The sequence below is a fragment of the Amycolatopsis sp. NPDC058986 genome (assembly GCF_042741125.1).
Taxonomy (GTDB): Bacteria; Actinomycetota; Actinomycetes; order Mycobacteriales; family Pseudonocardiaceae; genus Amycolatopsis.
In genome coordinates this window covers 44,398-58,938 of the sequence record NZ_JBHYJW010000044.1, presented here as the reverse complement: position 1 = coordinate 58,938, position 14,541 = coordinate 44,398, and the positions used below count along the sequence as shown (strand labels likewise).

10 protein-coding genes are annotated in these 14,541 nt (G+C 69.7%); all 10 read right to left on the bottom strand.

What is annotated here, in order from left to right; genetic code table 11:
* Positions 1-987 (bottom strand): hypothetical protein, encoded by a 987-nt coding sequence (locus ACFW0G_RS31725; RefSeq protein WP_378329116.1) that lies wholly within the window; start codon positions 985-987, stop codon positions 1-3.
* Complete coding sequence (locus tag ACFW0G_RS31720; RefSeq protein ID WP_378329115.1) at positions 984-2,273, bottom strand: MFS transporter; 1,290 nt, start codon at positions 2,271-2,273, stop codon at positions 984-986. The genes ACFW0G_RS31725 and ACFW0G_RS31720 overlap by 4 nt, the downstream gene beginning before the upstream one ends.
* A gap of 12 nt (positions 2,274-2,285) precedes the next feature.
* Positions 2,286-3,905, bottom strand: coding sequence for a discoidin domain-containing protein (locus tag ACFW0G_RS31715; RefSeq protein ID WP_378329114.1), 1,620 nt, complete (start codon positions 3,903-3,905; stop codon positions 2,286-2,288).
* 209 nt (positions 3,906-4,114) lie between these two features.
* Positions 4,115-6,793, bottom strand: a complete 2,679-nt coding sequence (locus ACFW0G_RS31710) for a beta-N-acetylglucosaminidase domain-containing protein (RefSeq protein ID WP_378329113.1) — start codon at positions 6,791-6,793, stop codon at positions 4,115-4,117.
* Between the two features lie 132 nt (positions 6,794-6,925).
* Positions 6,926-8,011 (bottom strand): NAD(P)-binding domain-containing protein, encoded by a 1,086-nt coding sequence (locus tag ACFW0G_RS31705; RefSeq protein ID WP_378329112.1) that lies wholly within the window; start codon positions 8,009-8,011, stop codon positions 6,926-6,928.
* A 56-nt stretch (positions 8,012-8,067) separates the two neighbouring features.
* Complete coding sequence (locus tag ACFW0G_RS31700; protein ID WP_378329142.1) at positions 8,068-9,291, bottom strand: diguanylate cyclase; 1,224 nt, start codon at positions 9,289-9,291, stop codon at positions 8,068-8,070.
* Positions 9,292-9,466: 175 nt separating this feature from the next.
* The gene (locus tag ACFW0G_RS31695; RefSeq protein WP_378329111.1) at positions 9,467-10,213 is read right to left on the bottom strand and encodes an SRPBCC domain-containing protein; all 747 of its coding nucleotides are present in this window, start codon (positions 10,211-10,213) and stop codon (positions 9,467-9,469) included.
* A gap of 79 nt (positions 10,214-10,292) precedes the next feature.
* On the bottom strand, positions 10,293-11,144 hold the full coding sequence (locus ACFW0G_RS31690; protein ID WP_378329110.1) for an FAD binding domain-containing protein: 852 nt from the start codon (positions 11,142-11,144) through the stop codon (positions 10,293-10,295).
* Positions 11,141-13,510, bottom strand: a complete 2,370-nt coding sequence (locus ACFW0G_RS31685) for a xanthine dehydrogenase family protein molybdopterin-binding subunit (protein ID WP_378329109.1) — start codon at positions 13,508-13,510, stop codon at positions 11,141-11,143. The genes ACFW0G_RS31690 and ACFW0G_RS31685 overlap by 4 nt, the downstream gene beginning before the upstream one ends.
* Positions 13,510-14,058, bottom strand: coding sequence for a (2Fe-2S)-binding protein (locus ACFW0G_RS31680; protein ID WP_378329108.1), 549 nt, complete (start codon positions 14,056-14,058; stop codon positions 13,510-13,512). The genes ACFW0G_RS31685 and ACFW0G_RS31680 overlap by 1 nt, the downstream gene beginning before the upstream one ends.
* Positions 14,059-14,541: the final 483 nt, after the last annotated feature.

The window sequence follows — 14,541 nt, the reverse complement described above, 5'->3', positions numbered from 1 at the left end:
TCAGCTCACCACGGCGGGCGAGGCCCCGCCCGCCACCAGCAACCGGGGCGCGCCCGAGCCGTCGGCGGGCACGGACCAGATGTCCGAACCGCCGTCCGGCTTGGCGAGTCCATAAAGGATGGTCGAGGAGTCCTGCCACAGCGCCTGGTCGTCGACGCTGCGGGTTTCGGCCAGCGGTGTCTCCCGCATGCTCGCGAGGTCGAGCACCGAAAGCCGCCATACGCCTTCGGACACCTTCTTCTTGAACGCGATCCGCTTACCGTCCGGCGAAAGGGATGGGCATTCGACGTTGTCCCGCAACGACTTCCCGCGATAGCGCTGGTAGTCGCCCTCGATCAGGTGAGTCTGCCCCTTGGATCCGAGCGTCGCGTAGAACCGGTTCCCGTCCGGGGCGAACGTGATGCCCCAGTAGTTGACGTCCGCGGCGAGATAGCGCTGGCCGCCGACGAACACCGCGAGCTCTTCGATCGTCTTCACCAGGGTTCCGGTCTCGACCTCGTACACCCCGGCGCGGGTGGAAAACCCTTGCGCGGCATAGGAGTCACCGGTGACGAACAGGGTCCAGTAGACGAACTTGCCGTCCGGCGACACCCGGGCCCGGCTCGGCGTGCCCGGCAGCGTCTCCTTGTGCTTGACGCCGAGTTTGTCGTCGAGCACGATCACGTCGCTCACCGCCGGGAGCACGTCGGGGTGCACGGCGAGGCACACGCCGGTCCCCGCCGCCACGGCGACGCGGTCGCAGCGCAGGTCACCGACCTGACGAGGCGCGTCCGGCGTCGCGAGCGGTACCGACGCCAGCTTCCCCGAGTCGGGGCCGGGCGCGGTGTTGCGGAACAACAGCCGTCCCGGCGACAACGTCATCGGCTGGCCGGTCACCACCGGCACGGCGTTCGTGCCGCCGTCGCCCGCCCTGGCGTTCACCACGAACACGACCGCGGCACCGGCCAGGACCAGCACACCCACCACGGCGAGGAGGATCTTCTTCACGCGCGCACCGCCCATGGCTTGACCACCGCGGCGGCGAGCACCGCCACGAGCAACACCCCGGCCGCGACGAACACCGCCGGCCGCAGGTCCCACACCGTCCACGCCAGTCCGAAAAGGACGGACGAGGCCATCCTGGCCACCGCCTGCCCGGTCTGGATCACCGCCATCCCGGTCGCCCGCAGCCCGGTGGGCAACAACGGGCCGGCGGCGGCCATCAGCACCCCGTCGGTCGCCGCGTAGAACGCGCCGTGCAGGGCGAGCGCGCACACGGCGATCCAGATCCCGCCGGTCGGCCCGGCGAGGATCAGCAACGCCGCGCCCAGCGCGACGTGCCCGGCCAGGAACACCGCCCACCGGCCGACCCGGTCGGCGAGCCTGCCCAGTGGCACCGCCAGCAGCAGGAAGACCCCGGCGGTGCCCAGCGGCAGCAATGGGAACAGCTGCGGCTCGACCGACCACCGGCGCTGCAGGACCAGGTACACGAACGAGTCGCCGATCGTGACCAGGCCCAGCAGCGCCGCCCAGATCGAGATCCGCCGGAACGGCGCGTCCCGCAGCAGGCCGAACGCGGCCCGCACCGAGGTACGGACCCGCTCGGACTGCGCTGATGTGCCCTCGGCGGTAGGGAGTACCTCGGGCGGGCTCTTCCGATCCCGGACGAACAACCCGAGCAGCAGCACCGCGATGGCGGCGATGCAGAAGCTGGTGAAGAACACCGCCTGGTAGTTGCCGAGCGACAACCACAGCACCGCCATCGCGACCAGCGGCCCGAGGAACGCCCCGACCGTGTCCATCGCCCGGTGCACCCCGAACGACCGGCCCAGCGTCGCCGGGTCACTGCTCAGTGAGATCAGCGCGTCCCTCGGTGCCGTCCGCAGGCCCTTGCCGGTGCGGTCCGCGGCCAGCACCGCGCCGATCGCGGCCACCGACGAACCGGCCGCCAGCAGGCCGAGCTTGCACACCGCGGACAAGCCGTAGCCGAACCCGGCCACCGCCTTGAGCCGCCGCCATCGGTCGGCGACGTGCCCGCCGAGCAACCGCACCACCGCGGTCGCCCCGGCGTAGAGGCCGTCGAGCAACCCGAACTGCAGCGGGTTGAGCCCGAGCCCGAGCACCAGGTACAGCGGCAGCACCGCGGTGACCATCTCCGAGGAGATGTCGGTGACCAGGCTGACCATGCCGAGCGCCACCACGTTGGCGGACACCCTGCGCAGCGCGGGCGTGCGGCCGGCCTCGGCGGTGACACCCGAAGCGGCGTCCGAACTACGGCTTGTCGCGATGTACATCCGCGGCCCCGATCAGTGGCAGGTGTAGGTCGGGCTGCTGTCGAGGACCTTGCCGTCCACGCCAAGAAGCTGGCTCTGGAAGCTGGTGTCGGTCATCGAAAGCTTCAGCACGCCGTAGGTGCCGCCGATCAGCTTCGCCGTGGTCGGGTGCGCGGAGTGGATCGGGTAGAGGTGCGCCCCGCCCATGCCGCCGAGGATCTCCACCGGACCGGCCGGGTCGGCCTTGCCGTCCGCGTTCTGCGGGTTGAACCGCTCGTAGTGGTGGTCGTGGCCGTTGAGCACCAGGTCGACCTTGTTGGCCGCCAGGAGCTTCCACAGCTCCGCGCTGCCCTTCTGGTCACCGTGGTCACCCGAGCTGAACCGCGGGTGGTGGTAGTACGCGGCGACGCAGCCCTTGGTGTTCTTGGCCAGATCCTGCTTGAGCCAGGTCAGCTGCGCGGACTCCGCGTTGGCCGCGAGATCGTCCGGCGGGGCGAACTCGTTGGAGTCCAGCGCGATGAAGTGCCAGTTCCCCATTTCCCAGCTGTAGTACGTCTTGCCGTTCGGGGTCGCGATCTTGCCGAAGTAGTCCTTGTAGCCCTGGTTCTTCGGGCTGTCGTAGCCCTCGTGGTTGCCCGGGATCGGGTGGATCTTGTCCTTGAACCTGCCCCAGGTCTTGTCGAAGTAGTTCTGGAAGTCCGACAGGTGCGCGTCGTCGTACTGGTTGTCGCCCATGGTGATCACCGCGGCCGGGTTCATCTGCTCGACCAGCTTGGCGGTCTTCGGGTGCACACAGCTCGAACTCGACGCGGTGCACTGCTCGGCGATGTCGCCCGCCGCGGCGAGGACGAATCCCGACGCGCTGCCCGTCTTCGTCCGCACCGTGACGCCGGCGCTCGCCGCCGAGGTGTTGCCCGCGGCGTCGCGTGCCCGCACGGAGTAGGTGTAGGACGTGTCGGGTGTCAGGCCGGTGTCGTTGTACGACGTGGTCTCCGAGCTGGCGACGACCTTGCCGTCGCGGAGGATGTCGTAGCCGGCGACGCCCACGTTGTCGGTCGACGCGGTCCAATTCAGCGCCGCACTGGAGGTGGTGACCTCCCCCGCGGTCAGCCCGGCCGGGGTACTCGGCGCCTGGGTGTCACCGGTGGAGTCCGGAGTGCCGAAGGCCTCGAGTTCCCAGAGCGAGTAGCCGTAGCTGGTCGCCCGCTGGACACCGACGAAGCGCAGGTAACGGCCGTGCCCGGTGAGCCCCGGCAGATCGTCGATCTTGCCGTCGCCGTTGTCGATCGTGGCCACGGTGCGGAAGTTCGTACCGTCGTCGGACATCTCGATGCGGTACTTCTTCGCGTACGCGGCCTCCCAGTTCAACCGCACGCGGTGCACTGTGGACGGCTGACCGAGGTCGATGCGCAGCCACTGCGGATCGGCGCTCTCGACGCTCGCCCACCGGGTCTTGGTGTCGCCGTCCACGGCCTTGTCGCCGGAGTACGACGCACTCTCGATGGTGGAGGTGGCTGTCGGCTTTCCCTTGGTGAGCAGGGTGTCGGCCGCGGCCGCTGACGAGGTGGTGGCGCTCAGGGCGGCGGGCACGAGCACGACCGCGGCAGCCGCGGGCGCCAGCCTGAGCAGGGTTCGGGATCGGGAAGAGGACACGTCGCGCTCCTGGAATACCGGACGAGCTGGGCGGATAGGACCTGCGGCGTTTACTGTTAGGAAAGTTTCCTAACTAAAACGGAACCTTAATGGTCATTACCGGACATTGGCAACCGGCGAACGAAGGTGAAACGGTCCAGATACGCTCCGTATACAGGACTCCCCGCCCATCGATGTTCCGATGAGCGGGGAGCAGCGCCAAGAAGTGGCTAACGTGCGAAGACGGGAACCACCTCCGCGATCTTCGGGGCGACCGTGCCCGGTGTCCACAAGAGACGGACCCGGTCGGTCACGGCACCACGGGCGGGCAGTTCGGCGTAGCGCCCGTCGAGCCTGCCGATCGTGCGCCAGCCGCCCGGCGCCGCCGCGTCGGCGACCTGCACGTCCGCACCGGCGCCGGATTCGACGGCCAGCACGACGACCTTGACGAGCGGTTTCGCCGAGGCGGCGGTGACCACGAGCGCGTCACCGGCGACTGGCGCGGAGCCCGCCGTGTACACCGAATCCGCGTTGTTGTCGGCCGCCGCTTCGAGTTTCGTCCCCGCCGGGGTGCCGGACACCGTGTACTTCGGCGTGCCGGGGACGGAAACGGTGAACTCCCGGGTCACAACCCAGTTGATCTGCGTCCCGGTCGAGCGCACCCGCACGAAGCGGGCCTTGGCCCCGGCCGGGAAGTCGGCCGAGAGCGTCGGCTGCGCGACGACCTGCAACACCGTCCAGTGCTCACCGTCGGACGAGTACTCCAGCACTCCACTGTGGACGAAGTCGGCGGGACTGGTGGGCTTGCCCATCAGAACGTCCACATGGGACACCGGCTGCGCGGCACCGAGATCGACGCCGACCGCGTCGTTGAGCCCCGGCGGCCCGTCACTCCAGTAGTACGTGTCGGGGTCACCGTCGACCATGCGCTCGGGCCCGTTGTCGGTGTAGGTACCGAGCGTCGTCACCGGCAGCGGCCGAACGCCGGGCAGCCCGAACCAGCGGTCCGCGGCGGCCAGCGCGGAGTTCAGGAACGGGACGCACACCGCGGTGCAGGAACTCGGGTTCCGCGGGCCGCGCGCGGTCTGGACGCGGATGTCCCGCGCCTTCTGCAGCGCCGCGACCAGCTCGCCGCGTTCGGCCCACGCCTTCTGGCCGTCCCCGACGTACTGCGCCATCAGCATCTTCACCGCGTGCTGCCCTGCCTGGCCGTAGAACCCGACCTGGTCGAGCCAGGGCCCGACCTCGGCGAGGAACTTCGGATTCGACGCCATCCCGCGCCGCAGATCGGCCGGGTTGGCCGTCATCAGGGCGAGGTAGCGGTCGAGTTTCGCCGCCGCGTCCCACGGGTTCTTGTTGTCCAGCGCCGTCCAGAACGCGCTCAGCAGCGGGCGCAGCACCGGCGAGTCCAGATCCGGTTTCCCGGTGTCGAGACGGGCCAGCAGGCTCGAGAAGTTGTTCTCCGCGAACACTTTCAGCGCCGGTGCCGCCGCTCCGCCGAGATCGGCGACGGCCGCCGCCCACGAGGCGTCGGGATCGTATCTCGCCGGATTCCACAGGAAGTTCCCCGAGGTGAACTCGGCGATCTTCGAGGCCTCCGCCTGCACCATCGGGTTCGCGGTGATGCCGGACATGAGCTTCGCGACGCCGGGCTCACGCCCGATGTACGGGCCGAGGAGCAGCCGCTCGGTGATGTAGTCGTTGACCGGGTAGTTGTCCCAGATCAGGATGTCGTGCCCGAACACCGCTTTCGCCTGCTGTGCCTGCTTTTCGGTGATCTGGCTGGCGACCACGCCGACCCCGGTCCACTCGACGAGCACGGCCGGGTCGAGCTGGGTACGCAACGCGGTCTTGTACGGCGAGTCGTCGACGTCGTAGTACTCGGTCGGGACCATCTGCAGCCGCTCGACGCCGGGATGCGTGGCGATGAAGTCCTTCTGCACGCGGTTGAGCAGGAACGACTGCGCGGCGCCCGCGGCCGCGCCGCCGGTGCCGAACTTCGCGGCGTCGGCGTCGCAGTTCCAGCGCGTGTAGGAGATGTCGTCGAGCGGGATCGAGAACGAGCGGACCCCGATGTCCCACAGGGACTGGAATTTCGAGACGAGCGCCGCCGCGTCGGCGTCCGAGGAGTAACACACCGAGAGCCCCGGCGAGAGCGCGTAGGTGAACTCGACGTGGTTCGCGGTGGCGCGGGAGACCAGCTGCGAGATCAGGGCGAGCTGGTCGGGCGGGTACTGGTCACGCCAGCGGGCCCGCAGATACGGGTCGTCCTTGGGCGAGTAGACGTAGATGTTCTGCTTGGTGCGGCCGTAGAAATCCAGCTGTGCCAAGCGATCGTTGTGCGACCACGGCGCGCCGTAGAAGCCCTCGATGACACCGCGCAGTGGCGCCGCCGGCCAGTCCCGCATGGTGAACGCGCCGCTCTTGCCACCGGCGAAGAGCTGACGCATCGACTGCGCGGCGTAGAACGTTCCAGTGGTGTCCACACCGGACAGTGCGATGACACCGCGGTCCGCGGCGAGGACGTAGCCCCCGCGCGGCAGGCCTTCCGGCCCGTCCACCTTGAGCGCGGCGAGCGCCTGCGCGGTCGCCTTGCTCTCGGTGGGACCGCCGACGAACACCACGAGCCCGCCGCGCTCGCGTGCCGTCTGGGCGGCCTGGTCACCGTCGGTGATCTTGACGAAGGTGCTCGCGCCCGCCGAGCGGAGCACCTGTTCCACCACCGCGAGCGCGGAAGGATCGGTGTCCCGGCCGGTGACCTCGACGACGGTGCGCGGGATGGTGACCTGGCCCGGCCGCGACGTCACCTGCTGGGGAGTCGGCCACACCTTCGCCAGGCCCGCGGCGGCCCCGGCGGCGCCCGCCGGGGTGGGCACGACCATCGCGGCAGCCACCGCGAGCGATGTCACCGGAAAGAGTCTGATAACCCATCTGAAGGACGGCATCTGGCCCCCTATGCGTCGATCGACGACGTTGTGTGAGCCAGTTAACACCGAATGCAGTGAGTGGAACAGACCATTACGGGTGGTCTTCGCGCAGCTTCACGCACTGCGTGTCAACGACGGCACCGCTGATTGGCCGAGTAACGCCCGCACTTCGCGGACAGCCGCGCGGCCCGCGCGGTTGGCCCCGACGGTGCTCGCCGACGGCCCGTACCCGACCAGATGCAGCCGCGGTTCCACGACCACGCGGGTGCCCTCGACCTCGATCCCGCCGCCGGGCGCACGCAGGTGCAACGGGGCGAGATGGTCGAGCGCGGCACGGAAACCGGTGGCCCAGAGGATGACGTCGGCGTCGAAGCGGGTGCCGTCCGCCCAGACCGCGCCGCCGGGCGTGAGATGGTCGAACATCGGATGCCGGTCGAGGATTCCGTCAGCCTGCGCCTGGCGGACCTCGGGGGTGAGCGCCAGGTCGGTCACGCTGACGACGCTCTCCGGTGGCAACCCGGCCCGCACGCGGTGTTCGACCTTGGCAACGGCGTTGCGGCCCCAATCCTCGCTGAACGGTTCGTCCCGCCACACTGGCGGACGCCGCGTAACCCAGCGCGTCGCGGCGGCGACCGGGGCGATCTCCATGAGCAGCTGGACGGCCGAGGCCCCACCGCCGACGACGAGCGCCCGCTTGCCACGGAAGTCCTCGGCGCCGGTGTAGTCCGCGGTGTGCAGCTGACGCCCGGCGAACGTCTCCTGGCCCGGATAGTGCGGCCAGAACGGCTTGTCCCAGGTGCCGGTCGCGTTGATGACGGCACGGGCGGCCCAGGTCTCGGTGGCACTGGCGACGACGAGCCGTTCGCGGTCCCGGGTCACCGACTGGACGTCGACGGGGCGCCGCACGGGCAGATCGAAGGTCTTCTCGAAACGCTCGAAGTACTCGGACACGACCTCGGACGCGGGCCGCGAGCGATCCGGGACGCCGAGCGTCATGCCCGGCAGGTCGTAGAGGCCGTGCACCTTGCCGAGAACGAGCGACGGCCAGCGGTACTGCCAGGCACCGCCCGCGCGGTCGCCGTGGTCGAGGACGACGAACCCGCTCTCGTTGCGGAATCCGGAGCGATGGAGGTGATACGCGGCGGAAAGCCCGGCCTGTCCGGCCCCGATGACCACCACGTCCGTCTCGTGCTCCGTCATATCCGGTTCAACGGCCGGGATCGCGCGGTATTTCGAGTCGGGGGTCACACCGGCGGTCAGAGGGCGACGCGGTTGCGGCCCGCGTCTTTGGCCCGGTAGAGCGCTTCGTCGGCGGCGCGGAGGACGCAGTCGAGCGTGTCCCCGGCGCCGGGATAGTAGGCGACGCCGACGGAGACGGACAGCTCGCCGATGTGGATCGTCCCGGCGCCGCTGGAGATCACCACGTTCAGCGCGCCAATGGTGGCCCGTATCCGTTCGGCGATGCCGAGCACGTCGACGCCGCCGACCGCGGGCAGCAACACGACGAACTCCTCGCCACCGAAACGGCCGACGGTGTCGCTCGCCCGCACCGATCCCGTGATCGCGACGGCCACCTCGGCGAGGACGTCGTCCCCGGTGAGGTGGCCGTAGGTGTCGTTGATCCGTTTGAAGTGGTCCAGATCGATCATGAGGACCGCGAAACCCCCGCTCGCCCCGCGCCGCCGGGCCCTGGCGAACTCACGGGTGGCACGTTTGTGCCAGCCCGCCGTGTTCAGCAGGCCGGTCTTCTCGTCGGTGACCGCGGCGACCTGAAGCTGTTGTTTGAGCAGCAGATACCGGTGCAGCAACAGCAGCGGGGCGATGGCGCACACGATCAGCACGGGCTGCACGACGAGCGCGAGCGCGACGAGCCCGCCGAGGCACAGCGTCGCGAGCTCGAAGGCGTTGTCCTCGCGAGTGCCGATGAGATCGGCCAGCGACGGTTTGCTGGTGTAGAGGTAGATGCCCGCCGCCACCAGCGCGATGTTGACGAGCTCGAACACCACGGCCGCGAGCACGAGCGCGCCGACGCCTCGCCAGGTTTCCAGCGGTGCGCTGTCGAGTCCGGTCACCGTCAACGAGGCGGAGGCGGCGAAGCACGACAGCATCGCCCACGCCGTGCTGGCCGCGAACCGATGCGCCGGGCGGCTGCGTACGTGCCGCCACACCCGCAGCCACAAGTGCACGTACAGCGCCACGGCCAGCAACGCGACCCAGCCGGGCGGGAGCAGTACCGCGCCGGCGAGGTACCAGACGGAGGTCACGTTGATGTGCGTCTGGCCGCTCATCCACCGGCGCAGCCGCTCGATCCGGCGGGACATCTCCGCCTGCGCGATCCCGAGCGCCACCAGCGCCGCGAACCACACCGGCCGGACCGCACCGCCGAATCCGGTCACCAGCGCGAGCACCATCGCGCCCGCGGCCACGGTTTCGCAGGTCACCGCGTAGGCGATCCAGCGGGGCCGCGCGGCCGACCACATCGCCCACCGGCCTGGCCAGCCGGGCCACGCGGACCGCGTTCCCTGGGAGACGGCTCCCTGCATCGCGACGCTCCCCCTGCGCAAGATAGGCCGGCGAGGTCGCCCAGCGTAGCCGGTCGATGTCGGGAGCGTCGCCGGTACGGGTGAAGTGTCCGAATCGGCGGCGGGTATAGACCTACCGAGACGATGACTTTCGCCGCAGGCGCCGCACGATCGCGAACACCCCGACGAACGCCACCACGGCCGCGAGCACCGGCGCGAGCCGCTTCAGCACCGACTGGCCCGCGTAGTCGAGCAGGTCGATGGCCTCGGTCTCGGCGGCGGGCGGGACGCTGTGCAGCTTCGGCTTCTCGGCGGTGGCCGTGGCGGCCTTCGGGGCCTCGGATTTCGGCGCCTCCGCCTTGGCGCCGTCGGTCTTGGGGTCGGCCACCGGATCGGGGACGGCCTTGATTTCGGGCTTCTCGGCCGCGTCCCCGGCGGCCGGGGCCAGCTTCTCCGCGAGACAACCGGCGAAGGTGTCCAGGATCTTGCCGCCGACCTCGGCGATCATGCCGCGGCCGAACTGCGCGGGCTTCCCGGTGATGGCCAGGTCGGTGGCGACGGCGCCGTGTGTGCCGCCCTCGGCCTCGGTGAGGGTGAGCGTGACCGTCGCGGCCGCCGTGCCCGCGCCGCGGGAGTCCTTGCCGGAGGCCTTGATGACCACCTTGCGCGCGGCCTCGTCCTTCTCCAGGAACTCGCCGGTCCCCTTGTACAGCAAGGAGATCGGGCCGAGCTTGACCTTCACCGTGCCGCTGAAGGTGTCCCCTTCGACCTTCGTGAGCGTCGCGCCGGGCATGCACGGGGCGACCCGCTCCGGGTCGACGACCGCCTGCCAGACCTCCCCGATCGGTGCCGGGACGGTGAACTCGTGGTCGAGCCGCACGAGCCGACCTCCTTCTGCGTGTTCCGCTGTGATGAGCCGTCGAGGCCACCTTACGGGCAGGTGGCCCCGACGTGCGTCATCAGCCGACCGCGGCGGCCAGTGCCCGGCCGGTCAGGACGCGGGCGAGATGCCGCCGGAACTCGGCGTCGGCGTTGCCGTCCGATGCCGGGTTCGTGCCTTCGGCCGCGTGCTCGGCCGCCGCCCGGAACGTGTCGGCGGTCGCCGGAGAGCCGACGAGCGCCGCTTCGACCGCGGTGGCCCGCACCGGGGTCGCGCCCATGTTGGTGAGCGCCACCCTGGCCTCGGCGATGCCGCCGCCGTCGACACGGACGGTGACCGCCACCGCGACCATCGACCAGGCCTGCGCGACCCGGTTGAACTTCGCGTAGTGCGCGTGCCAGCCGGTGTGCTTGGGCACGCGGACCTCGACGAGCAGTTCGTCCGGGGCCAGCGCGGTGGTGAACAGGTCCTGGAAGAACTCGCCCGCGGGCACCGTCCGCCGCCCGTTCGGACCGGCGATGACGAGTTCGCAGTCCAGCGCGAGCACCGGGGCGAGCAGGTCCCCCGCCGGATCGGCGTGCGCGATCGCGCCGCCGAACGTGCCGCGGTGCCGGATCTGCGGATCGGCGACGGTGTCGGTCGCGGCCTTGACCAGCGCGGCGTGCTCGGCGATCAGGTGATCGCGCTGCACGTCGTAGTGCGTGGTCATGGCGCCGACCACGAGTGAGCCGCCGTCCTCACGGACTCCCCGGAGCTCGGCGATCTTCCCGAGATCGACCACTGTGGACGGTGCGGCCAGCCGCATCCGCAGCACCGGCAGCAGGCTCTGCCCGCCCGCCAGCACCTTGGCGTCCTCGCCCGCTTCGGACAGGGCACGGATCGCTTCATCCACAGTGGACGGAGCGACGTAGTCGAACGGGGCCGGGATCACTGGGCACCTCCCTGGATGGCACTCCACACCCGCATCGGGCTCATGGGCATTTCGACGTCGGTCACTCCGAGGTGGCGCACCGCGTCGACCACGGCGTTGACCACCGCCGGGGTCGAGGCGATCGTGCCCGCCTCGCCGACCCCCTTGGCGCCCAAGGGATTCGTCGTCGACGGTGTTTCGGTCCGCGCGGTGGTGAACGAGGGCAGGTCCGCCGCCGATGGCAGCAGGTAGTCGGCGAACGTGCCGGTGGTGAGCGTGCCGCCCTCGTCGTGCACGGCCTCCTCGAACAGCGCCTGGGCGATGCCCTGCGCGAGCCCGCCGTGCACCTGGCCTTCGACGATCAGCGGGTTGACCGCGACGCCGACGTCGTCGACGCAGACGTAGGAACGCAGCCGGACCTGCCCGGTCTCGGTGTCCACCTCGGCCGCGCACAGGTGGGTCCCGTGCGGGAACGAGAAGTTCTCCGGATCGAACGTCGCGTCCGCGTCGAGCGAAGGTTCCATACCGTCGGGCAGATTGTGCGCGGCGAACACGGCGAGCGCGATGTCCTGAATGGACGTCGAGGTGTCCGTGCCCTTCACGGTGAACTTGCCCGCGGCGAACTCGAGGTCGTCCTCGGCGCATTCGAGCAGGTGCGCCGCGACCGGCCGGGCCTTGGCGATCACCTTCTCGGCGGCCTTGACGATCGCGATCCCGCCGACGACCAGCGACCGCGAACCGTAGGTGTCGAGACCCTTGTGCGAGGACTGGGTGTCCCCGTGCACGACCTCGACGTCCTCGAACGCCACGCCCAGCTGGTCGGCGACGATCTGGCTCCACGCCGTCTCGTGCCCCTGGCCGTGCGCGGACGCGCCGGTGATGACCTCGACCTTGCCGGTGGGCAGCATCCGGATGGCCGCGTGCTCCCAGCCGCCCGCCCCGTAGGACAGCGAGCCGAGCACCCGGGACGGCGCGAGCCCGCACATCTCGGTGAACGTCGAGATCCCGATGCCGAGCTGCACGGTTTCCCCTGCCGCACGGCGCTTTTCCTGCTCGGCGCGCAGGCCGTCGTAGTCGAACAGCTCCTTCGCCTTCGCGGTGGCGGCCTCGTAGTCACCGGAATCGTAGGTCAGCCCGGCGACCGTGGTGTACGGGAACTCCTCGTGGGTGATCCAGTTCTTTTCCCTGATGGCGAGGGGATCCATGCGCAGTTCGGCGGCCAGCTCGTCCATCATCCGCTCGATGGCGAAGGTCGCCTCCGGCCGCCCGGCACCGCGGTAGGCGTCGGTCAGCGTCGTGTTCGTGTACACGTTGGTGCAGGCGAAGTGGTAGGCCGGGATCTTGTAGATCGCGTTGAACATGAACGCGCCGAGGATCGGCACGCCGGGCCCGACGAGCCCGTTGTACGCGCCGAGATCGGCGAGCAGCTCGACCTTGAGCCCGGTGACGGTGCCGTCGGACTTCGCGCTGATCGTGATGTCCTGGATCTGGTCGCGGCCGTGGTGCGCGGCCAGCATCGTCTCGGACCGGGTTTCGTTCCACTTCACCGGTTTCCCGAGCTTGTTCGCGATGAGCAGGGCCATCATCTCTTCGGGCAGCACGCCGATCTTGCCGCCGAACCCGCCGCCGACGTCGGGGGCGATGACCCGCAGCTTGTGCTCGGGCAAGCCCAGCGTCAGCGCCGACATCGTCTTGAGGATGTGCGGGATCTGGGTCGCCGACCACATCGTGATGTGCGGGCCGGTCGGGTCGACCACGCACGCGCGGGGTTCCATGAACGCCGGGACGAGGCGTTGCTGGCGGAACCGGCGCTTCAGCACGACGTCCGAAGTGGACAGTGCTTCCTCGACGTCGCCACCGGTGCCGGCCTCGGCCGAGTCGAAGACCCAGACGGCGTTGCGGTTGCTGCCGAGATCCTCGTGGACGAGCGGAGCGCCCTCGGCGAGCGCGGCCTCCATGTCGAGCACGACCGGTAATTCGTCGTAGTCGACGTCGATCTTCTCGAGCGCGTCGCGTGCTTCGGCGGCGCTGCGCGCGACGACGACCGCGACGCCTTCACCGGCGAAGTTCACCTGGCCATCGGCCAGGACCGGACGCCGCGGAGTGGCCATGTCCGGGGTGATCGGCCACGCGCAGGGCATGCCGATCGTGCCGTCCGGGTCCAGGTCCTTCGCGGTGTACACGGCGATGACGCCCGAAGAGTTCTTCGCCTCGGACGTGTCGATGGAGACGATCCTCGCGTGAGCCAGCGGGCTGCGCAGCACGGCGAGGTGCAGCAGGCCGGGCAGCGTGATGTTGTCGGTCCAGCGGGTACGTCCGGTGATGAGCCGCTCGTCCTCCTTGCGGCGGCGCGCTTTTCCTACCTCGGGTTCGATCGTGGCGGTCATCATTCACCACCGACGCCGACGTGCGGAGCGGACTTTTCGCTCTGTGCGGCCTCGTCGGCGATCTGCTCGGCCTCCGGCCCGGCACCGGGCCGCATGTGGTGGGCGGCGTCGCGGACCGCGCGGACGATGTTCTGGTAACCGGTGCAACGGCAGAGGTTGCCTTCGAGGCCTTCGCGGACGGCTTTCTCGTCGGGGTCGGGATTGTCGGCGAGCAGGTCGATCGACTGCATGATCATGCCGGGCGTGCAGAACCCGCACTGCAGGGCGTGGTTGTCGTGGAACGCCTGCTGGACCGGGTGCAGCTGCCCGTCACGGGCCAGTCCTTCGATGGTGGTGACCTCGCAGCCGTCCGCCTGGACCGCGAGCACCGAACAGGACTTCACGCTGTGCCCGTCGAGATGGACGGTGCAGGCGCCGCAGTTGCTGGTGTCGCAGCCGACCACGGTCCCTACCTTGCCGAGCCGTTCACGCAGGTGATGTACGAGCAGGGTGCGTGGCTCGACGTCGTCGGTGTAGCTCGTGCCGTCGACATGGACGGTGATGCGCATCAGGCCTCCAAGAGAAAATGCCCGCCGGGGCGCGAGGCTGGCGGGCCGGTTCGGGAACGGCCAAGTCCGGCCACACACGCTGGTGATCGGGCTCACACGTGAGCGTGCTACGCCGTCTGCGCGGGGACAAGTCCCGAACTCTTCAGCAGTGAAGCCATTTCCGCACATGCGCGAAAACTCAAGCTGTAGAACCGCATTCGCGGCTCAAGATCCGGGCGAGTTCGCCGGATAGGGTCAGGACCCGACGCTACTGGCCGCGGGTGGCTCATGCGCCCTAATGAGGTTTTCTCGGTAGGTGCGGAGGTGCGGCTTTGCTGGTGGGTCTTTTCCCCGGGGCTTGATGGTGTGGTGAAGGGGTCCTTCGCGGCGTTGAGCGCGGTGAAGGGGGCCTTCACGGCATGCGGTGGGCCCGGGGCGCGTGTCGCGAACGCTCCGTTCGGGACGGTAAAACTAGGGCTAGGTGCGTTAGCGACACCCGGCCGA